Here is a 19,578-nt window from a genome sequence, read left to right on the forward strand (position 1 = left end):
TGCGCCGCACATGGTGCGGCGGTGTTCTTGGTGAACCAGGACGATCAGCCGACGTCGAAGTTCGAGTGGGTGCTGAGCAAAGGGTTGTCGAGGCAAGACGTCTGAGACGAGCGATGGGCATCAGCATTGCTCGTGCCCGCTGGCGTCACGTCGACTGTCAGCGGAACCGTAGCGCCGCATAGATATATTGACGCCCACCGTTTGGTTGTACGTCAAGAGATCAACCGACAACACCTGTACGCAGCTGCGCCTGGCGCTTTCGTCCGTCGCACCGAATGACTCGCGTCTCGTCATCGGGCGTCACCTTGCCAAGGAGGGTCACTCGACCCAAAGCTCCCGCGTCGGCCTGACCTCTACGCCGTACTCCGCGAACTCCAAGCCCTCCTGGCCAGACTGGCCGGCGCATGCCCCACCTGCAAAACCCGCTTCCCACAAGACGAAGACCCCGAGGCCCGTCTCCGATCATGACAAAGCACTACTAGTCGGCGAATGTGATGGTTTGTAGGCCGACGTATCCTTCACCGCTGGTGATCTTGCCTTCGTTGACTCGGATGACGGTCTTGGGGCCGTGCAATTCGAACTGCCCGGAGTCTCCGGCGGGGTACACCTGCCAGGTCTGTGCTGCGGACCCGGGCTCACAGGTCTGAAGCTTCAGCACGCCCGGCGCGGTGTCGGTGACGCACTGGCCAGGACCGAGATCCTCGTTGTAGAACGGCGGCGCGATGACCACCCGGTTCTTGGTCTCGTCGGTGCGGCTAGGGACCCGCGCCGGCTTCAACGCCATCATCGTGTTGTCGGTCCTGCTGGTGCCGGTGAAGTCGACCACACCGTTCGGGCCCACTTCCATGTACCGGTCGAGCCCGTCGTCAGCCACATCGATGAGAACACCAACGTTGAATTCAACGCCGAGCCTCTTCAGAACAGACACGTCCGAGGAATACAGCGGCGGTCCCTGGGAGCCGGAACTTGCGCCGGGTTCTGGTGTCCTGCTGCTCGGTGAGGATGTGCCCGACGGCGAGGCCCCCGTACTCGGGCTGGCATCGGATGGCCTGCTCGGGGTAGGGGCAGGAGGGGTCGGCGTGGACGATGGTGGTGCTCCAGCAGTTCGAGTAACGGCGAAGCCGAGGCCCAGCATCCCGACCAGGACGAGTCCGAAGGTGGCGGTGACGGCCTTGCGCTGTCTACGTCGGCTGGCGAGTTGGCGGATCTCGACCGGTGTGGGCAGTCGACCCACGCCGTGCAGGTGAGCGGCATAGTCGTTCAGCTCATCGGCAAGGTGATCGTCAGACATCACGAACTCTCCTCGCCTCGTACGTGCCCTCGTCCGACAGATGTGCGGCAAGCGCGTGGCGGCCACGAGAAAGCCATGACATGACGGTGCCGGGTGCGGCGCCCATCTCCTGCGCGATCTCCGCCACGGTCAACCCGACCAGGTGGTGCAGCACGACGGCCCGCCGGTGATTGGCTGGGATGTGGCGGAGCGCGGTGACAAGCGCTACGTGGTTGGGGTTCAACGCTTCCACCTCCTGCTCCGTGGTGTCGCGGTGGTGGGCGCGCAGCCGGTTGACGGCTCTGCGCCAGGTGCTGACCGCGTGACGGTAGGCGACCTGACGTACCCATGCTTCTGGACTGTCGTACTGCCGGATCCGGTTCCACCGGTTCCATGCCTTGAGGTACGCCTCTGCGACCGCGTCTTCAGCGTCGGCCTGGCTACCCACCATGGCGCAGACGTGGGCGAGGACCCGGCGCGACGACGCGCTGTAGAAGGCGTCAAAGTCCTCAGAGGTACGCACTGGCGGCGAGGCTCCTGCTACGTCGTTCGGTCGTCGACCAGATGCCGACGGGGATCCGATGTCCGCTGGGCGGACAGTGCGCGGTGACGCTGCCACGGCCGGCGCTTCGACAACTGTTGCGGCGGCAGAGGATCTTCTCATGCTTCTCCAGTAGGCGCTACTCGCGACGCCACGCGTGCCATCCGGTCGGGGTGGCCCGCGTAGGCGAGCGCCCCGACCGCTCCGAGGCCTGTCAGTCGGCGAACTTGATGGTTTGTAGGCCGACATATCCTTGACCGCTGGTGATCTTGCCGTCGTTGACTCGGATGACGGTCTTGGGGCCGTGCAATTCGAACTGCCCGGAGTCTCCGGCGGGATAGATCTGCCAGGTCTGCGCGGCGGACCCGGGCTTACAGGTCTGAAGCTTCAGCTGGAGCGGCGCCGTGTCGGTGACGCACTGGCCAGGACCGAGATCCTCGTTGTAGAACGGCGGCGCGATGACCACCCGGTTCTTGGTCTCGTCGGTGCGGCTAGGGACCTGCGCCGGCTTCAACGCCATCATCGTGTTGTCGGTCCTGCTGGTGCCGGTGAAGTCGACCACACCGTTTCGGCCCACTTCCATGTACCGGTCGAGCCCGTCGTCAGCCACATCGATGAGAACACCAGCGTTGAAGGTAACGCCGAGCCTCTCCAGGACAGACACATCCGAGGTGACCGGGCGGCCTGCTTTGGCATCCGGGGATCTGCCGGCGTTCCCGGCCTCCCCCGCCTGCGGCGAGGTCGGCGTCACCTGCGGCTGAGTGTCAGTCGTGACAGGCGTCGGGGGTTCGGTCGTGGGACTGTCGGCCGGTCCTCCGGCGGCGCACGCCGTCGTCGCGACGGCACCGATCATGAGGGTCACGCCGAGGAACAACCGCTTTGCCGTACGAGACATGGTGTTCGTCCTTGTCTTGTCCACCCGGACAGCTATGTCGCCGCTGACGTCTCCTGAGCCACTGGCGATCCGATGCGACGTACACGCGCCAGCAATCCACCCCATTGCATGCCAGAGGTAACAAAGAGATAACGACGGTGAGTGTCCACACCGCACCGACCCATCCCGAACCGCGGACATCGCAACGACCGCCCGCCTGGCGTCGCGCGACAGCACCGGCGTCACCGACCGGCGCGACGTCGCAGCCTCGGGTGGCAGTCGGGTATCGCGGCTATGGAGCGCCGTCAGTTCGTCGGGATGAGGCCAGCGAGCAGGTGCTCGATGCGGGCCTTGATCTCGTCGCGGATGGGGCGGACGGCCGCGATGCCCTTGCCGGCCGGGTCTTCGAGTTTCCAGTCCTCGTAGCGCTTGCCGGGGAAGACGGGGCAGGCGTCGCCGCAGCCCATGGTGATGACGATGTCGGAGGCTTCGACGGTGTCGTACTCGAGCAACGTGGGCTTCTGGCCGGTGATGTCGATGCCGACCTCGCGCATGGCCTCGACGGCGGCGGGATTGATCGTCCCGGCGGGGGCGGAGCCGGCGGAGCGGACCTCGACGGCGTGGCCGGCGAGGTGGCGTAGCCAGCCGGCGGCCATCTGGGAGCGGCCAGCGTTGTGGACACAGACGAACAGGACGCTTGGCTTGTCGTTGGGCATGAGGGCTTTCCTTGTCGCTGTCGGGGTCGATGCCGATCTCGGAGAGCGCGGCTGCGGCGGCGCAGGACACTGTCGCGGGAACAGGCGCCGTCGCAGGGCGAGGCTGACGTAGACCAGGGCGACCAGCGCGGGCACCTCGATGAGCGGGCCGACGACGCCGGCGAGGGCCTGTCCGCTGGTGACGCCGAACGTGCCGATGGCGACGGCGATGGCGAGTTCGAAGTTGTTGCCGGCGGCGGTGAACGCGAGGGTGGTGGTGCGCTCGTAGTTCAGGCCGATGGCCCGGCCGAGGGCGAAGGAGCCGGCCCACATGACCGCGAAGTACACCAGCAGTGGCACGGCGATCAGCGCGACGTCCCACGGCTGCGAGGTGATGGCGTCGCCCTGGAGGGCGAACAGGATGACGATGGTGAACAGCAGCCCGTAGAGGGTGACCGGCCCGATCGTTGGCAGGAATCGGCTCTCGTACCAGGTGCGGCCCTTTGCGCGTTCGCCGAGGTGGCGGGTGAGGTAGCCGGCGAGCAGGGGGATGCCGAGGAAGATCAGCACGTTGACCGCGATGTCCCACCCGGACACCTCCAGTCGTGCGCCGGACAGGTTCAGCCAGTCCGGCAGCGCGGAGAGGTAGAACCAGCCGAGCAGGCCGAACGCGAGGACCTGGAACACGGAGTTGAGGGCGACGAGGACGGCGGCGGCTTCGCGGTCGCCCCGGGCCAGGTCGTTCCAGATGATGACCATGGCGATGCAGCGGGCCAAGCCGACGATGATCAGGCCGGTGCGGTACTCGGCGTGGTCGGCGAGGAAGATCCAGGCGAGGGCGAACATCAGGGCCGGGCCGAGGACCCAGTTGAGCAGTAGCGAGGACAGCAGTAGCCGCCGGTCGCCGGTGACGGTGTCGAACCGGTCGTAGCGGACCTTGGCCAGCACCGGATACATCATGATGAGCAGGCCGAGGGCGATTGGCAGGGAGATCCCGCCGATCTTCACCGCCTCCAGGGCGGTGTCCAGGCCGGGGATGAGCCGGCCGAGCAGCAGGCCGGCGGCCATGGCCAGGCCGATCCACAGCGGGAGGAACTGGTCGAGGCGCGACAGCCGCGCGACGACCGCCGGCGGCGCGTCGCCAGCGGTGGTGGTGTTCGTCATGTCAGCAGGTCTTGAAGTTCTGGGAGTGGGTCCGGGCCTGCGCGGCGAGGTCGGCCAGGTGCAGTGCCGCGCCCTGCAGGGCGTCGGGGCTGAGCCGGTAATAGGTGAAGCGTCCGCGTGGCTCGGCGGTCACGACGCCGGCCTCGCGCAGCAGCTTGAGATGACCGGACACGTTGGGCTGCTTCGCGCCGGTGTCGGTGACCAGGTGCGACGTGGTCGCGGGGCCGTCGGCGAGGATCTGCACGATCTTCGCCCGCAGCGGGTCCGCCAACAACCGCACCACATCAGGATTGGCTGATATCAGCGTGTCCTGATTCAAGTCGGAGTGGGTGTCCGGCGCCGCGGATACGGTGCGGGGTGGCGCGTCGGTGTTGCTGGTCAGCAGGTTGCCGAGCAGGTCCAACGCCTCCTGGCGCACCCAGTAGTAGACCCAGGTGCCCCGGCGCTCGCAGCCGACCATGCCGGTTTCGCGGAGTACCCGCAGGTGGTGCGAGATCGTCGCCCCGGTCACGTCGAAGGCATCGGTCAGGTCGCAGACGCAGACCTCCGTGGTGGAGGCGATGAGCGACAGCAGTCGCAGCCTGACCGGGTCGCCCAGTGCCTTGAACAGCGGCGCCAGCTCACCGGCGACCTCTGGTGCGAGCGGCTGCACCGACAGGGGAGGGCAGCAGCCCTGCGCCGCCGCGGCGTCCAGCACGGGAAGAACCGACATGCGCCTAGCTTGACAGTCGTCTAGCTAAGATGCAAGGTGGGGTCGCCGGTTCGACAAGAATCGAGATGACCGATCAGTGGGGGCTGATGCGCCCTGGACCGCACCGAGGTCACGGCTGTCGACCGACCGGCGTGATCGCCGCTGGGCGCGGTGTCCGGCGGGTCGCGTCGCCCCACGTCAGGAAGCAGGGAGAGTCATCATGAGCGAGGACCAGACCGTACCGTGCTGTGCCACCACGCGGGCTGCCGCCTGCGGCGACCCGGGTGCGGCGACCGGGGTGGTCGCTGCGGGCGCGAGCTGCTGCGGCCCCAGCGACGCATCAGTCACCGATGATGACACCGTGGCGGCCCAGACGGTCGGGGTGGCCGGTCAGGCCGGGCGGGTCGACGGGCCGCACCCGGTCGTGGTCATCGGCGCCGGCCCGGTGGGGCTGGCGGCGGCGGCACACCTGCACGAGCGGGGACTGCCGTTCACCGTGCTGGAGGCGGGGCCCTCGGCCGGTGCGGCCGTGGCCGAGTGGGGGCATGTGCGGCTGTTCTCGCCGTGGCGGTACAACATCGACCACGCCGCCCGCCGCCTGCTGGAGGCCGCCGGCTGGGCCGCCCCCGATCCCGAGACGCTGCCCACCGGCGCCGACCTGGTCGAGGCGTACCTGCGCCCCCTGGCCACGCTGCCGCAGCTCGCGCCGCACGTGCGCTACGACGCCCCGGTCACGGCGATCGGCCGCGTCGGCGTGGACCGGGTCACGACCGCCGGCCGTGAGAACACGCCGTTCGTGGTACGGCTGGCCACCGGCCAGGACGTGCTCGCCTCGGCGGTGATCGACGCCTCCGGCACCTGGCGTACCCCGAACGTGCTCGGCGCCACCGGGCTGCCCGCGCACGGCGAGACCGACCCGCAGACCGCGATGCTGATCGAGGGCGCGCTGCCCGACGTGCTCGGCGCCGACCGCGACCGGTTCGCCGGCCGGCACACCGTCGTCGTCGGTGCGGGGCACTCCGCTGCGAACACGCTGCTCGCGCTCGCCGAACTCGCCGAGCAGGAGCCGGGCACGACCATCACCTGGGGCACCCGCGGCGGCTCGATCGACCGGGCGCTCGGCGGCGGGGACGCCGATGCGTTGCCCGGCCGCGGGGCGCTGGGCACCGGGATCAAACTGCTCGTCGACTCCGGTCGTGTCCAGTTGGTCACCGGCTTCGCCGTGCACACCGTCGCCGCCGCCGGCAGGCACGCCGAGCTGACCGCCGCTGACGGGCGCATCCTGACCGCCGACCGGATCATCGCCGCCACCGGCTTCCGACCCGACCACACCATCGCCGCCGAACTGCGTCTCGACCTGGATCCCGTGCTGGGCTGCACCCGGACCCTCGCGCCGCTGATCGACCCGAACGAGCACTCCTGCGGCACCGTCCGCCCGCACGGCGTCGACGAACTCACCCAGCCCGAGTCCGGCTACTTCGCCGTCGGCATGAAGTCCTACGGCCGCGCCCCGACCTTCCTCATGGCCACCGGCTACGAGCAAGTCCGCTCCATCACCGCCGCCTTCGCCGGGGACTGGACCGCCGCCCACGACGTGCAGCTCGACCTGCCCGAGACTGGTGTCTGCTCCGCCACCCGGGGCTACGCGGCGATGCTCGACGACGCCGCCGCCCGCTACGGCCTCGCCCCGGACACTCCCGGCCAGCTCATCTCCGCGGCCTTGCGCCACCTGCCGCTCGCCGGCACCGTCGCCGCCGCCACCCGCGCCGCCGCCGCCGAACTCGGCCTCGATCCGGATGTCGCACTGCAACTCGCCGCCCTCGCTGGCGACCAGTTCGACACCGTCGACCAGGACCCGGCGGGCGACGGCCGCCCGCGCGCCGAACTCGGCCTGGTCACCGTCTCCTCCGGTGGTGGCTGCTGCGGGTGACCATCCGCTCCGCCACCGACGTCCCCGCCGGCCACCCAGGTCGGCGGGGACCAGTGGGCCACCATCCTGGACAAAGGCACGCCATGCCGGTCGTGCCTGCCCGGAGCAGTGCAGCGCGTTCAGCCGTCCATGCCGCTGATGGCCACCTGCACCCACAGGATCGAGGCTGCGGCGATGCCCAGGAAGGTGAGCGCCGACAGTCCCGACGCGGCGGCGAGGCTCAGGCGCTTGCGGCTTGCGACGAAGACGGCTGCGGATGCGGCCACTGCGAACAGTGCCAGGTAAACCGTGAATGCCATGTTTCTGCTTCTCTCTGCTAGGCGTACCGCAGCACCGAACTTTTCTTCAGTCAGGTGAGGTCGTTCGATGCCGAGGGGGATGATCCGATGTGGTGCAGGACGGCGACGGCGCGAATACGTGATGGTGGGGCGCAGGCTGTGGACGCAGCTGGCGTCGACGAGAAGACCAGCTGGTCGAGCGTCACTGGGCGTACGGCAGGACCTGCAGGCCGGTGTCCCTGTCCCCGGAGGCCGTGATGCGGCCGTTCTTGACGCCGATGACGCCGTACGCGCCGTGTAGTTCGAACAGGCCGGAGTCACCTGCCAGCTGCACCCGCCAGACCTGCGACGCCTTACCGTCCTGGCAGTTCTCCAGCTTCAGCGCGGCACCGGCGGTGTCCGCGACGCAGTATCCGCCGCCGACCTCCTCGTTCCAGAACGGCGGCTTGATGACCACCCGGTTCTTCGCCGACACCGCGGCCGGGTACAGGGCCATCATCGTGGCGTCCGTCCGTTCGGTCCCGGTGAAGTCGACTCCGCCCTGGCCCACTTGCAGGAAGCGATCCGCGTCGTCGCCGGCGACGTCGATCAGGACGCTCTTGCCGGCCTTGATGCCGGTGATGCGGAGCCCGGACAGGTCCGACGTGGCCTTCGCCCTGGTCGTCGGCTTGGCCGGGGTGGTGCCGGTGCTGCCGGTTGGCGCGGCAGAGGCCGGCGCGGTCGACGGCTCGGCGGGGACCGCCGGAACGGACGACCCGGCCGGCGTGGACGTGACGGGTGCGGGCGTGCCCGACGGCGCGGCGGATGTGCCCTGGCTGTTGGCGCAGCCGGTGAGCAGGGTGGTGGCGGCGAGGACAGCCCCGATGACGAACGGACGGGTGTGACGCATGCTCTTCTCCTTCAGGAGAGGGATTGGCGGGTATGTGCGGTGACGGAGACCGGGTGGGCCATCCGGCGTGCGGCGATCAGGCGGGCCGGCACCGGGCCGCGTGTCGGGCGTTGACGGCAGAACCGCGACAGTGCCGACGCCACCAGCCGTTCGGGCCGGTGGCCTGGCCTTGTACCGCGGTGTCGGGTTCATGTCGTAGAGACTGCCGAACGGAGGCGGCGGCCTCTTCCGTCCGCGAGCCGGCGTCGGCTCGGCGCTGGGCGGATATCAGGTGCCGCGCCTCGTTCGAAAGGTGGAGGCGACGTCACCGCGCCGACCGTGCCGATGAGCGAGATCTCCTGCTCGGCAGGACGAGTTCGGGGTGCTCAACGGCCGACCAGGCGCCTTGCTCCCGGATGGGGGAGCTGTCAGGCGTCGACCAGCCCGGCTCGCCATGCCCAGGATGCGACCTCGACCCGGTTGCGTACGCCGAGCTTCGACTGCGCGGCAGCCAGGTGGGTCTTGACGGTGGACACCGCCACGAACAGCTCGTCCGCGATCTCCTGGTTGGTCAGTCCCCGGGCCACCGCCCGTACGACGTCGTTTTCCCGGTCCGTCAGGGCCTCCACCGGTGCGGTCGTCCGGACCTGCGGCCGGTGCCGGAAATGACGCAGCAGCCGGACGGTGACCTGTGGCGCCACCAGGACGTCGCCGCGGACGGCCGCTCGGACCGCCTCGACCAGCAGGGCCGGTCCGCAGTCCTTGAGCAGGAACCCGCTCGCCCCGGACTGTAGGGCGGTGTCCACGTACTCGTCGTCGTCGAACATGGTGATGACGACGACGGCGATCGGATCGGCCACGTCGGGACCCGCGAGCAGCCGGGTGACCTGTAGTCCGTCCAGGCCCGGCATCCGGATGTCCAGTAGGCACACGTCCGGGCGCAGGCGACGCGCCGCCTCGACCGCCGCTCGCCCGTCGGCGACGTCGGCCACCACGGTGATGTCCGGCTGGGCTTCCAGGATCATCCGGAACCCGACCCGCATCAGCTCCTGGTCATCGGCGATCAAGACCCGCACTGGCTACCGTCTCCGTCCATCCCGCCCATCGGGCACGAATGATACGGGTTGGTCGTAGCGCCGCCCCGGAGCCGCCATGTGTTGCCCGGTCCGCCGTTGATCCCGGTGCGGCGACGATGGACATCGGGCAGCCTGGGACCGGCGCTCTCCGCCTGCTGCGGGTTGTTCGGCGAACAGCACTACCGCTCGGCCCGGTGCAGCGGCAGGTCGGCGATCACTCGCCAGCCGCCGCTCGTGCGGCCAGCGGTGAACCGGCCGCCGAGCAGGCGCACCCGCTCCCGCATGCCGACGAGTCCGAAGCCACGGCGACGTCTGCCGATCGTCCGGGTCACCCGCCCGTCGTCGTGGACCTCGACCCGGACGTACCCCTGCTCGGTCCGTACCGATGCCACGATCTCCCGTGCCCCGGCGGCATGCCGGCGGGCATTGGTCACCGACTCCTGTACGAGGCGCAGCACCGATGTCGCGACCTCGTCGGCCACCGGTTCGGCGAGATCGACTGTCACCCGGACCGGCGGACTGCCGGCCGACGTCATTGCCCGCAGGTCGGCCGACAGGTCGGTGGTCCGGGTCAGCGGTGCCGACGTCCTGCCTTCGCCCGGTTCGCCCTCGCGTAGCGCGGCGACCAGGTGACGCATCGAGGACAGCGCCTCGATTCCGGAGCGTTCGATCACCGGCAGGGCGTTGGCTGCCGCGCCGGGGTCCGACGCGGCGCGTTCCTGTGCGGCCTGTGCCTGCTCGATCATCGCGCTGACCTGGTGCGTCACCACGTCGCGGAGTTCCCGCGCCAGGCCGAGCCGCTCCCGCTGCTGTACCGCGATCACCGCGGCCCGGCTCGCACGGGCCCGTTGCCGGTCACGACCCCGCAGATACCACCCGTACGCCACCGGCAGCACCACCATCGCCATTCCCGACAGCGACACACTCCACCATGGCTCCGGTTCCGACCCCGCCGGTAGCGACCAGTACTGCGGCCGTAGTTGCGCCGCAGTCACACCGGTGGCCAGGAGCAATCCGATGAGGCCGGTCGCGACAACCCCGGGAACCTGCCGGACCACTGCCACGATGACGATCGCCAGGGCGGCGACCTCGGTCATTGCCAGACCCGCCAGCATCTCGGCGCCGACCGCCCGCAGTACCCCGGTCGAGACGACGAGAGTTGCCGCGGCACCCAGCGCCCCGGCAACCGGCCGTACCTGTGCCAGCAGCGCCATGGCCGCCATCGGAACGACGCCCAGCACCACCCATCCTCGGCCCGCCGTTTGGAGTTCCCCGGAGATCTGCACGTCGAGCAGGGCCAGGACCACCAGCGGAACAGCCCACGGACACAGTCGCAGCACCAGCGCCCACACCACCGTCTGCTCACCATCCCGCGCAGCGCCTCCACACTCGCCGGGAGGACACCGGAGACAGTACGGGTCGGGGTACGGTTCGTCGTTACCGGAGCGGAACGCCTGCCCCACTATCGTCACCGGCGGCCCCCGGATTCGGACCGATGCGAGGACTGCTGTGGTGGCGGCGTGAAGATCGACTGGCGGGCTCTGATCACCTGGGACTGGCCGTTGGCCGGGCTGCTCCTGCTTGCGCTGGCTCTGGACGGGGCGGCGCGAGCGAGTTGGGACATTACGACCAGCGGTGGGAGCTGCCGGGCTTCCTCGCGGTGTGTGCCCTCGCGTTGCTGGCGTCCCGTTGGCCGGTTGTCGGGGGCGTAGGTGTCGTGGTGGTCCTGCTGGTGTGGTCGGTGGTGCTGCGGCTGGCCGGCGTCGCGGTCCCCTCCGCCGCGGGTGGGCTGGGGGCTGCCGAGGTCGTCGCGGTCCTGGCCGTCATCGTCGCTGTGGTCCGCCGGTCGGCCAGGTCCACCGCCGCCGGCCTGGTGGGGCTGCTGCTGCTCAGCTGTCTGCTGGTTGGTGTGCTGAGGCCGGAGCACCCAGGCGCTCCGCAGGATCTGGGTTGGTCGGGGATCCTGCCGGTGGCGGCCATTCTCGCCGGGTGGTACCTGCGGGTGCGCGACGCCCGGCAGGCGCGGGAGATGCGGGCTGTGGTGGTCGCGGCGCAGTTGCAGGAGCGGGTCGCCCTGGCACGGGAGCTGCACGACGTGGTGGCACACCACATTGGCGGCATGGTGGTGCAGGCCCAGGCGGCGCAGGCGGTGGCCGTACCTGATCCCGGCGCTGCGGCGCGGGTGCTGCCGGTGATCGAACGTGCCGGCGGGGACGCCCTCTCGGCGATGCAGCGGATGGTCGCCATGCTGCAGGACGTCGACGGGGAACCGGCGACGCCGACCACGGACCTGCTCGCCGACCTGCGCGCGGCGACAGCCACTTCGGCAGGCGCCACGCCGGTCCGGTTGGCGGTGGACCTCGCCGAGCCCGTACCGGCGGTGGTCGCGACCACGGTGCTGCGGCTGGTCCAGGAGTCGGTGACGAACGCGCGGCGCTACGCCGTCGGCGCCCGTGAGATCACCGCGACGGTACGGGCCGGCGACGGGACGGTCCGCGTGCAGGTGCGCGACGAGGGTCGACACACCGACCAGCCGAGAAGGTCCGGGGGCGGCGGTTACGGCCTGGTCGGTATGCGGGAACGGGTGCACCTGCTCGGCGGACGGTTCGAGGCGGGCCGAGTGCCCGGTGCGGGCTGGCAGGTGCTCGCGGACATGCCGCTGCGGGCTGAGTAGGCGACAGCACCGGAGCGACCACACACCTCTGCGTGATGCCCATCGCCATCGCGACGGCGGTTCGTTCGGTACGTCACGGCTGCGGGGCCAGATCCAGGTCCTCGTCGTCTGCCACGTCGGCACAGGGCACGACCCTGACGGAAGCTGCGTTGGCCCGCAGGTAGGGCCGAGCGCCGACGTCACCGACGGCCAGCGCCGCCACGCCCGCCCAGTGGTCCCGACCGAGTAGCACCGGGTGGCCGGGCCGGCCGCTGTCGTATCCGGCCGTGACCAACGCCGCGGGGCCAGCTCCGGCGGTGACCCGCCGTACCGCTGCGGCCGTCACGCCGGGCATGTCGACCAGGGTCACCACGACCGCCACGGCGTCGGTGTCCGCGAGCGCGGCCAGCCCGGCTCGCAGGGACGATCCCATGCCGGTGGCCCAGTCGGAATTGTCGATGGCCACGACCCCATCGAGGGCACCACGAGCCCGAACATCGTCGGCCGCCGCGCCAAGGACCACGACCACGGGGTCGCACGATGCCGCGCGGAGAACGGCGATCGAGCGATCGAGCAGGGGCCTTCCGTGGTGACGAACGAGGGCCTTCGGCATGCCGTAGCGGCGTCCGCCACCGGCGGCGAGCACCAGCCCGGCCAGCACTTCGTGCATGCTCCACTTCCTGCTGCTTATTTCGGTTTGTCAGCATTTAGTCGTGATAACGGTAGTCTGGTCCGGTGCGAGATAGCGGGAAACGGGCGGAAGGCGGGCGGTCGTCCACCGTCAGCCTCACCGTCAACGGCAGCGGTCATGACCTGACTCTGGACAACCGGACCACTCTGCTGGACGCACTGCGGGAGCACCTCGCCCTCACCGGGAGCAAGAAGGGCTGTGACCAGGGGGCGTGTGGGGCGTGCACCGTGCTCGTGGATGGCAGGCGGGTGGTGTCGTGTCTGATGCTGGCGGCGCAGTGCGATGGCCGTGAGGTGACGACGATCGAGGGGTTGTCGCCTGATGGTGTCCTGCACCCCGTGCAGGAGGCCTTTGTCCGTCACGATGGGTTGCAGTGTGGCTATTGCACGCCGGGTCAGGTCATGTCGGCGGTAGCGCTGCTGGCGGAAGGACGCGCGGGCTCTGACCAGGAGATCCGCGAGTTCATGAGTGGCAACGTGTGCCGTTGCGGGGCCTACCCGAACATCGTTGCCGCCATTCGAGAGGTCGCGGCCTGCGATGCGGCCGTTTGAGTACATCCGCGCCGACGACGTGGCCTCGGCGGTGGGATTGGTGAGCAGCGACCCGAAGGCGCACTACCTCGCCGGCGGGACGACCCAAATCGATCTGATGCTCAAGGACGGGGTGCTCGAACCTGAGCGCCTGGTGGACATCACCCGTCTGCCGTTGCGCGGGATCCGCCGTCACGGTGACGTGCTGCACGTCGGAGCGTTGGTCACGATGGAGGAACTGGCCGCCGATGTCACGGTCACCGAGCAGCTGCCGCTCGTGCGCGAGGCACTGCTCGGGGGCGCCTCGACCCAGCTGCGCAACATGGCCACGATCGGCGGGAACCTCCTGCAGCGCACCCGCTGCCGATACTTCCGCGACCCGACCGTGCTGTCGTGCAACAAGCGTTCGCCCGGGTCGGGCTGCGCCGCCATCAGCGGGGCGGCTCGCATGCACGCGATCCTCGGTGCCAGCATGCACTGCATCGCGGTGCATGCCTCCGACCTCTGCGTGCCGCTCGTCGCGCTCGACGCCGTCGCGCACATCCAGGGCGTCGGCGCGCAGCGCAGAATTCCGTTGGCCGACCTCTACGTCCTGCCCGGTGACCGTCCGGACGTCGAGAACGTGCTCCAACACGGTGAGCTACTCACCACGATCGAGATTCCGCTGCTGCCGGCCGGGACCCGGTCGGGCTACCTGAAGATCCGCGATCGTTCCTCCTATGAGTTCGCGCTGACCTCGGCCGCCGTCGCCCTGGCGATCGACGACGGGGTGATCACTCACCCGCGGGTGGCGTTCGGCGGGGTCGGCACGATTCCGTGGCGTTCGCCGGAGGCCGAGGCGGTGCTGCGTGGTGCATCGGTCAACACACAGACGTTCCGAGCGGCGGCCGACGCGGCCATCCACGACACGTTCACTGTCACCGGAACCGCGTTCAAGGTTGAGCTCGCCAAGCGCACGCTGGTACGAATTCTGCAGACCCTCACGGAGGCCGGCTGATGACAATGGCCGAGGCCGTGCCTGCGGCCCTGGGTCCGGGTGTCGACCGGGTCGACGGGCGCCCGAAGGTCCTGGGGGCCGCGCACTACCCCTCCGACGTCACCCTGCCGGGGATGGCACACGCGGCGCTGGTACGCAGCACCATCGCCGCGGGCAGCATCGTCCGCCTCGACACGGCCCGCGCCGCGGACATGCTCGGCGTGCTTACGGTGATCACCCACGAGAACGCCGGCCGGTTGCAGAAGGGCAAGCGCAACCTGTTCTTCCCGCCCCCTGCGGCGCCGCTTCAGGATGCGAGAATCAGCTATCACGGCCAGTACGTCGCGGTAATCGTCGCCGAGACGCGGCAGCAGGCCGCAGCGGCGGCGCGGCTGATAGAGGTCACCTATGACCGCGACGAGCCGGTGCTCACCCTTGACGACGCCGCCGCCAGCTCGCAATCGAACCCGTACTTCATCGACATGAAACGCGGCGACGCGAAGGCGGCGATGGCGACAGCGGAGGTGACGGTTGAGGGCACCTTCACGACGTCGCCCGAGACGCACAATCCGCTCGGGCCCTTCACCACCGTCGCGCAGTGGCACGGCGACACGCTCACCGTCTACGACTCGACGCAGAACCCCTTCCATGTGCGTGCCGTGCTGGCGGCGTCGTTCGGGCTCGCCGAAGACGACGTGCGGGTGCTGTCGCCCTACGTCGGCGGCGGTTTCGGCGCCGGGCTGCGGAGCTGGCCGCACACGATCCTCGCCGCGCTAGCCGCACGCGTTGTCGCACGGCCGGTCCAACTCAGCCTCACCCGGCCGGAGATGTTCACCGGCGTCGGGCACCGACCGAGCACGATGCAGCGCCTCACGATCGCCGCCACGCGCGACGGCAAGCTGGTGGCGATCGACCACGAGGGCACCTCCACCGCCTCGATGGGGCACGAGGCGCCGACACGCAAACCGCCGACACGGAAGGCGCCACTGCAATCGCTGTTGAAAGCGCCCGATGAGCAGCCGTATCCCATCACCGCCGGCACGGCTGCCGCGTACGCCTGCCCGAACGTGGCCGCCCGCGACAAGCGCGTCCGGCTCAACATCGCGCCCATCGCACACATGCGGGCACCCGGCGAGGCCGAAGGCAACTTCGCCATCGAGTCGCTACTCGACGAGCTCTCCTACGAGCTGGGCATGGATCCGATCGACCTGCGGTTGCGCAACTATGCCGAGGTCCAGCCCCAGACCGGGCTTCCCTGGTCCAGCAAGGCCCTGCGCGAGTGCTACACGGTGGGCGCGGAGCGGTTCGGCTGGGCCCAGCGAGATCCGACCGTAGGCGCGATGCGCGACGGTCGCTGGCTGGTCGGCTACGGCATGGCCGGGGTGACCTTCAACCACTACCAGGCCAAGTGCCACGCCCGCGCCACGGTGCACCGCGACGGCACCGCACATGTCTGCAGCGGCGCGACCGACATCGGCACCGGCACCTATACCGTCATGACCCAGCTCGCGGCAGAGGTGCTCGGGCTGCCCGTGGATCGCGTCGAGTTCGAGCTCGGAGATACCCGGCTCCCGCAGGCTCCGCAGGCCGGGGGATCGGGTCTCACCACGGCACTGGGAAGCGCGGTCCACAACACCTGTGTCGCACTCGTGCAGCGCGTCCTGACGCTCGTCTCCGACGACGCGGACTCACCGCTGCGGGGCTGCACGATCGAAGACGTCGTCGCCCACCAGGGCCGCCTACAGCACGCCGACGATGAATCGCGCGGCGAAACCTATTCCGAGATCCTCGGGCGACACGGGTTGAGCGAGCTCACCGTGGACGGTGACAGCGCCCCGTCGCGCGCGGAGGCAGGCGTCATCGTGGGGTCGCTCGTCGTGTCCCGGCTGGGCCGGTTCGGGCGCAAACTCGTCGGTGCCTCGCACGCCACCGTACCCGCCGGCGGCTTCGGCGCGCGTTTTGTCGAGGTCAGAGTCGACCCCGAACTCGGTGTGCTGCGCATCGCCCGCATCGTCTCGGTGAACGACGCCGGCCGAGTCGTCAACGAGAAACTCGCCCGCAGTCAGATCATCGGCGGAACCGTCGGCGGCATCGGCATGGCCATCTTCGAGGAGACCGTCCGGGACCCGGACAGCGGCCGGGTCGCGAATGCGACCCTCAGCGACTACCTCATCCCCGTCAACGCCGACGTGCCCGACATCGATGTCGTCTTCGTGGGCGGGCCCGATCCCGCCAACCCCATCGGCGTCAAGGGCGTCGGCGAGATCGGCCTGGTCGGAGTCGCCGCCGCGATCGCCAATGGCGTCTATCACGCCACCGGCCGACGGATCCGCTCGCTGCCGATCACCATCGACAAGCTTCTCTGAAGTCGTTGGCGACTGAGTCGCCGCATCAGGTCACATCGCTGGTCGGCCTCCCGGTCCCAGCTGCGGACCTTGGTACGAGACGGCCCCCATGGAGGCCGTCTCGTACCAAGATCCGTGAGGCAGAACCTTCAGCCGGTAGCGATGATCTTCCATTGCTGGTTGATGCTGCCGGTGTCGACATACTGAGCGAGAACGGCGCCGTTGCTGCTGTTGCCCATGCCGTCGATGTACATGCCGGTGGCCCGGTTCCTGATCCGTACGTTGTTCGCGGCGGTCAGTACCGTCCACTGCTGGTTGGCGCTGGTGCTGCTGGCGTACTGGCCGACGGCGGCACCGTTGGTGGTGCGGCCCATGCCGTCGAGGTAGAGGCCGGTCGCCCGGTTTCTGATGCGCACATAGGTGCCGCTGTTCTCGACTACCCACTGCTGGTTGGCGCTGGTGCTGCTGCCGTATCCGGCCGCGTTGGCGCCGTTGTTCGTGCTCCCCATGCCATCGACGTAGCTGCTGGTACTCGCGTTGCGGATTCGGACGTACGTGCCGCCGCCGTCACCCACCCCCCACGCGTACCGGAGCCGGGTCAGGCCGGACGGGTTCACCAGCGAGAGGCTGATGTTCGCACCGCTACCGCTCTTGCTGGTCATGCTGTACCAGTCACCGTCGCGCAGGCCGGGCCAGAACACGCTGCCCATCCCCGTGCTGCGCAGGTAGCTGCTCACGCCGCGCAGGTAGTCGGCGAAGAAGGAACCGCTCGGGACGCTGTAGTCGATCGGGTCGTACTCGACGCCGTCCTTGACACCGCGCCGCATCGGCCCGCCCCACTCGGTCGCGACGGTGCGGCTCGCGTACTGCCCGACGTACCCGGCGATGTGGTTCGCCCACGACGTCTCGTCCTCGAACGGCGGGGTCACGTTCATCGTGTAGTCATGCACGCCGAGCAGGGTGCCGTTCAGTCGAGTGTCGTTGCCGACCACCACGACGTTGGTGGCGAATCCGGTGCCGTCCAGGATCACTCGGCCGCGTGGCACGTTCGGGTATCGGTTCAACCAGGTGTAGTACATGTTGTTCAGGTCGGTCGCGTTGTAGCCCCACGGTTCGTTGATGACCTCGAAGTAGGCGTTGGGGTTGCTGGCGTACCTCGCCACCACCGTGTCCCACATCTGGTGGAAAGCGGTCGTGTTCGAAGGCCGGCCACCGCTGTGCGCCCAGTACGCCAGGATCACCTTGCCCTTGCCGAGCGCGTTGTCGATCGCGCCGGTGTAGGTGCCCCAGTAGCTGGAGACGGTCGGTTCGTTGATCGGCATCCGCACCGTGTTGGCGCCCGTGATCGCGTACATCTGGCCGACCACCCGGTCCGCCACGGTCGAGGCCGAGGTGTACGTGTCCGACGAACTGAGCCCGGAGACGTAGAGCACTCCGTTGACGAAGTTGTCCCGAGAATCGGCCCAGTTCACGCCCCTGAACTGGCTGGTGGACGCCTCCGCTCGGCCCGGGCTCGGGACCACAACGCCCGCGGTGGCGAGCACCGCCACCAGCATCACCCACACCGTCGTGTGCCAGCTGCCACGACGTCCGACTAGACCCATGAATGCCATCGCCCGCTCCTGTTGGTGACACGGCGGTAATAAAATCGAAGCATATCGCTGAATGCCTGACGTTGGTGGAAGCTCGCCCCGGCCCACCCGCCGGTCCGTGAAGCGCGGCTGGCTATGTAGGCGGACGCGACGGTGCGGTGGCCGGGTCCTGGGCGGGACGGTACGAGCCGAGGTCGGTCTCGGCCCGACCGTCCGGCTGCGCGTCCTTGGTCGGCGCAACGTTCGCGCCGCCGCTGGGGCGGTGATCGAGGCCGTGTGTCTGGCCTTGGCCGTTGACCGTGAACCGGATCAGCGGTCCGGTGTCGGCGCGGCGGAGTCCGTCCTCGGCGTAGGAGAGCGCGTCGGGCAGGTCGCCGCTGTAGAGGGCAACCAGACTCTGGATGGTGCGGGCCCATGCCTGGGTATCGGGTTGCTGGGCGGAGTGGGCGAGGTCGAACGCTTCGGCGGCATAGGCGTGCGCGATGCGGTAGGCGCGTTGGTCCAGGGCGAGGGCGGCGAGCAGGCCCGACAGGTGCGCGGCGGCGGTGTAGAGGCGGGCGCGCTGCGGTGGGTGTTGCCGGGCTGCCATGAGCTGGTCGACGCTGACCCGCAGCGGACGTAGCCGCGCCAAGAGACTCGCGGCGGGGCATCGTCCCTGATCTGCGATCGCCTTCTGGAGGTGGTGTTCCAGGTCGGTCAGCTGCGCGTCGTCGCCCATGGTCGTCAGGACGAGTCGGCGGGCGTTGATGCGGTCCTCGTTCTCCCACAGCGTCTCGCCGCCGGCGAGCGGGGGACTGGTGTGGGCGGGGCGGACGGCGTGGCGGCGTCGGTGGTCCAGGTCGGCGATGCGGTCGTACTCGGCGGTCAGCACCGCGCCCGTGCCCAGCACGGTGTCGCAGCGGGCCCAGAAGGACCGCTCGGGGTGCTGGCGGCCGGTTTCGGTGTTCGCCACGGAGCTGCGGCCGTACTGCACGAGCCGGGCCAGGCCGTGTTGCGTGTGACCTGCGGCTTTGCGTAGGTGGGCGAGGCGGCGGCCGAGCGCACGGCGGGCGGCGGTGAGGTCGTCGTGGTCGCTCATCGCTGCCACCCTCCGGTCGCTGCGGTCACGCTGAGCGGACACCATAGCCGCCCCCTGTGACAGTCGGCGAGGCGCGAAAGACCCTCTGGCCCGGCTGCCCGCCACGCGGTGATCGCCCAGGTAACGGCGGCGTCCCGACACCGTCAGCACGCTGTCGCGGCGGTGTCGCAATCTGCCGACAATGTCGGCGCACGGCGTTGCGGGCGTGTCGACCCGGCCGCGTCCTACCGTCCCTGCATGCCCTCCGAACGCCGCGACGCCACCGCTGGTCTGCCCCGTGCGCGGATGGCCGACCGGACCACCTGGCCTGACCGACCGACCGGGTG

At 69.5% G+C, this 19,578-nt stretch carries 17 protein-coding genes and 2 pseudogenes; 5 read left to right on the forward strand and 14 right to left on the reverse strand.

The genetic code is table 11. From position 1 onward, the window contains the following. Window positions 1-478 precede the first annotated feature (478 nt). The 7 genes and pseudogenes from E0H26_RS13020 to E0H26_RS29880 form a co-directional block, all read right to left on the reverse strand. Window positions 479-1,291, reverse strand: a complete 813-nt coding sequence (locus tag E0H26_RS13020) for a hypothetical protein (protein ID WP_131303858.1) — start codon at window positions 1,289-1,291, stop codon at window positions 479-481. Beyond that, complete coding sequence (locus tag E0H26_RS13025; RefSeq protein WP_131303859.1) at window positions 1,284-1,793, reverse strand: sigma-70 family RNA polymerase sigma factor; 510 nt, start codon at window positions 1,791-1,793, stop codon at window positions 1,284-1,286. Before E0H26_RS13025 ends, E0H26_RS13020 begins: the two co-directional genes overlap by 8 nt. 232 nt (window positions 1,794-2,025) lie before the next feature. Next, window positions 2,026-2,706: a hypothetical protein gene (locus tag E0H26_RS13030; protein ID WP_131303860.1), complete on the reverse strand. Its 681-nt coding sequence runs from the start codon at window positions 2,704-2,706 to the stop codon at window positions 2,026-2,028. A gap of 284 nt (window positions 2,707-2,990) precedes the next feature. Beyond that, on the reverse strand, window positions 2,991-3,401 hold the full coding sequence (locus E0H26_RS29560; RefSeq protein WP_206025086.1) for an arsenate reductase ArsC: 411 nt from the start codon (window positions 3,399-3,401) through the stop codon (window positions 2,991-2,993). Between the two features lie 117 nt (window positions 3,402-3,518). Continuing rightward, a pseudogene (arsB, locus tag E0H26_RS13035) lies at window positions 3,519-4,544 on the reverse strand (ACR3 family arsenite efflux transporter); the annotation flags it as partial. A gap of 1 nt (window position 4,545) precedes the next feature. After that, window positions 4,546-4,827, reverse strand: a complete 282-nt coding sequence (locus E0H26_RS29875) for an ArsR/SmtB family transcription factor (protein WP_420812841.1) — start codon at window positions 4,825-4,827, stop codon at window positions 4,546-4,548. A gap of 90 nt (window positions 4,828-4,917) precedes the next feature. Then, window positions 4,918-5,256, reverse strand: a pseudogene (locus tag E0H26_RS29880) (ArsR/SmtB family transcription factor); the annotation flags it as partial. A 199-nt stretch (window positions 5,257-5,455) separates the two neighbouring features. Between E0H26_RS29880 and E0H26_RS13045 the strand changes: the two are divergent. Beyond that, on the forward strand, window positions 5,456-7,165 hold the full coding sequence (locus E0H26_RS13045; RefSeq protein WP_240742130.1) for an FAD-dependent oxidoreductase: 1,710 nt from the start codon (window positions 5,456-5,458) through the stop codon (window positions 7,163-7,165). Between the two features lie 119 nt (window positions 7,166-7,284). Here the strand turns inward: E0H26_RS13045 and E0H26_RS29310 are convergent, their stop codons facing one another. The 4 genes from E0H26_RS29310 to E0H26_RS13060 all read right to left on the reverse strand — a co-directional run bounded on the left by E0H26_RS29310 (window position 7,285) and on the right by E0H26_RS13060 (window position 10,742). Then, entirely contained in the window at window positions 7,285-7,464 is a 180-nt protein-coding gene (locus E0H26_RS29310; RefSeq protein WP_165521833.1) for a hypothetical protein, read from the reverse strand. A gap of 181 nt (window positions 7,465-7,645) precedes the next feature. After that, window positions 7,646-8,332 carry a hypothetical protein gene (locus tag E0H26_RS13050; protein WP_131303863.1) on the reverse strand — a complete coding sequence of 229 codons (687 nt, stop codon included), beginning with the start codon at window positions 8,330-8,332 and terminating at the stop codon, window positions 7,646-7,648. 407 nt (window positions 8,333-8,739) lie between these two features. Then, window positions 8,740-9,387 carry a response regulator gene (locus E0H26_RS13055; RefSeq protein WP_276320389.1) on the reverse strand — a complete coding sequence of 216 codons (648 nt, stop codon included), beginning with the start codon at window positions 9,385-9,387 and terminating at the stop codon, window positions 8,740-8,742. A 179-nt stretch (window positions 9,388-9,566) separates the two neighbouring features. Then, window positions 9,567-10,742, reverse strand: a complete 1,176-nt coding sequence (locus E0H26_RS13060; protein ID WP_131303864.1) for a sensor histidine kinase — start codon at window positions 10,740-10,742, stop codon at window positions 9,567-9,569. Between the two features lie 365 nt (window positions 10,743-11,107). Here E0H26_RS13060 and E0H26_RS13065 point away from each other — a divergent pair, with 365 nt between their 5' ends. Then, window positions 11,108-12,061 (forward strand): sensor histidine kinase, encoded by a 954-nt coding sequence (locus E0H26_RS13065; RefSeq protein WP_165521839.1) that lies wholly within the window; start codon window positions 11,108-11,110, stop codon window positions 12,059-12,061. A gap of 73 nt (window positions 12,062-12,134) precedes the next feature. Here the strand turns inward: E0H26_RS13065 and E0H26_RS13070 are convergent, their stop codons facing one another. Next, window positions 12,135-12,710 carry a nucleotidyltransferase family protein gene (locus E0H26_RS13070; protein WP_131303866.1) on the reverse strand — a complete coding sequence of 192 codons (576 nt, stop codon included), beginning with the start codon at window positions 12,708-12,710 and terminating at the stop codon, window positions 12,135-12,137. A 65-nt stretch (window positions 12,711-12,775) separates the two neighbouring features. On the opposite strand from E0H26_RS13070, the gene E0H26_RS13075 reads away from it, so the two are divergent. Genes E0H26_RS13075 through E0H26_RS13085 form a run of 3 tightly spaced genes read left to right on the forward strand, consistent with a single transcriptional unit; the run spans window position 12,776 to window position 16,603 of the window. Next, complete coding sequence (locus E0H26_RS13075; protein ID WP_131303867.1) at window positions 12,776-13,282, forward strand: (2Fe-2S)-binding protein; 507 nt, start codon at window positions 12,776-12,778, stop codon at window positions 13,280-13,282. Then, window positions 13,239-14,258: an FAD binding domain-containing protein gene (locus tag E0H26_RS13080; protein WP_240742131.1), complete on the forward strand. Its 1,020-nt coding sequence runs from the start codon at window positions 13,239-13,241 to the stop codon at window positions 14,256-14,258. The genes E0H26_RS13075 and E0H26_RS13080 overlap by 44 nt, the downstream gene beginning before the upstream one ends. Then, window positions 14,258-16,603, forward strand: coding sequence for a xanthine dehydrogenase family protein molybdopterin-binding subunit (locus tag E0H26_RS13085; protein ID WP_131303868.1), 2,346 nt, complete (start codon window positions 14,258-14,260; stop codon window positions 16,601-16,603). The genes E0H26_RS13080 and E0H26_RS13085 overlap by 1 nt, the downstream gene beginning before the upstream one ends. Before the next feature lie 128 nt (window positions 16,604-16,731). Here E0H26_RS13085 and E0H26_RS13090 read toward each other — a convergent pair whose 3' ends face one another. Both E0H26_RS13090 and E0H26_RS13095 read right to left on the reverse strand, forming a co-directional pair. Next, on the reverse strand, window positions 16,732-18,195 hold the full coding sequence (locus E0H26_RS13090; RefSeq protein WP_240742132.1) for an RICIN domain-containing protein: 1,464 nt from the start codon (window positions 18,193-18,195) through the stop codon (window positions 16,732-16,734). Between the two features lie 112 nt (window positions 18,196-18,307). After that, window positions 18,308-19,252: a helix-turn-helix domain-containing protein gene (locus tag E0H26_RS13095; protein ID WP_131303869.1), complete on the reverse strand. Its 945-nt coding sequence runs from the start codon at window positions 19,250-19,252 to the stop codon at window positions 18,308-18,310. Window positions 19,253-19,578: the final 326 nt, after the last annotated feature.

The organism is Micromonospora zingiberis (assembly GCF_004331455.1).
Classification (GTDB): domain Bacteria; phylum Actinomycetota; class Actinomycetes; order Mycobacteriales; family Micromonosporaceae; genus Micromonospora; species Micromonospora zingiberis.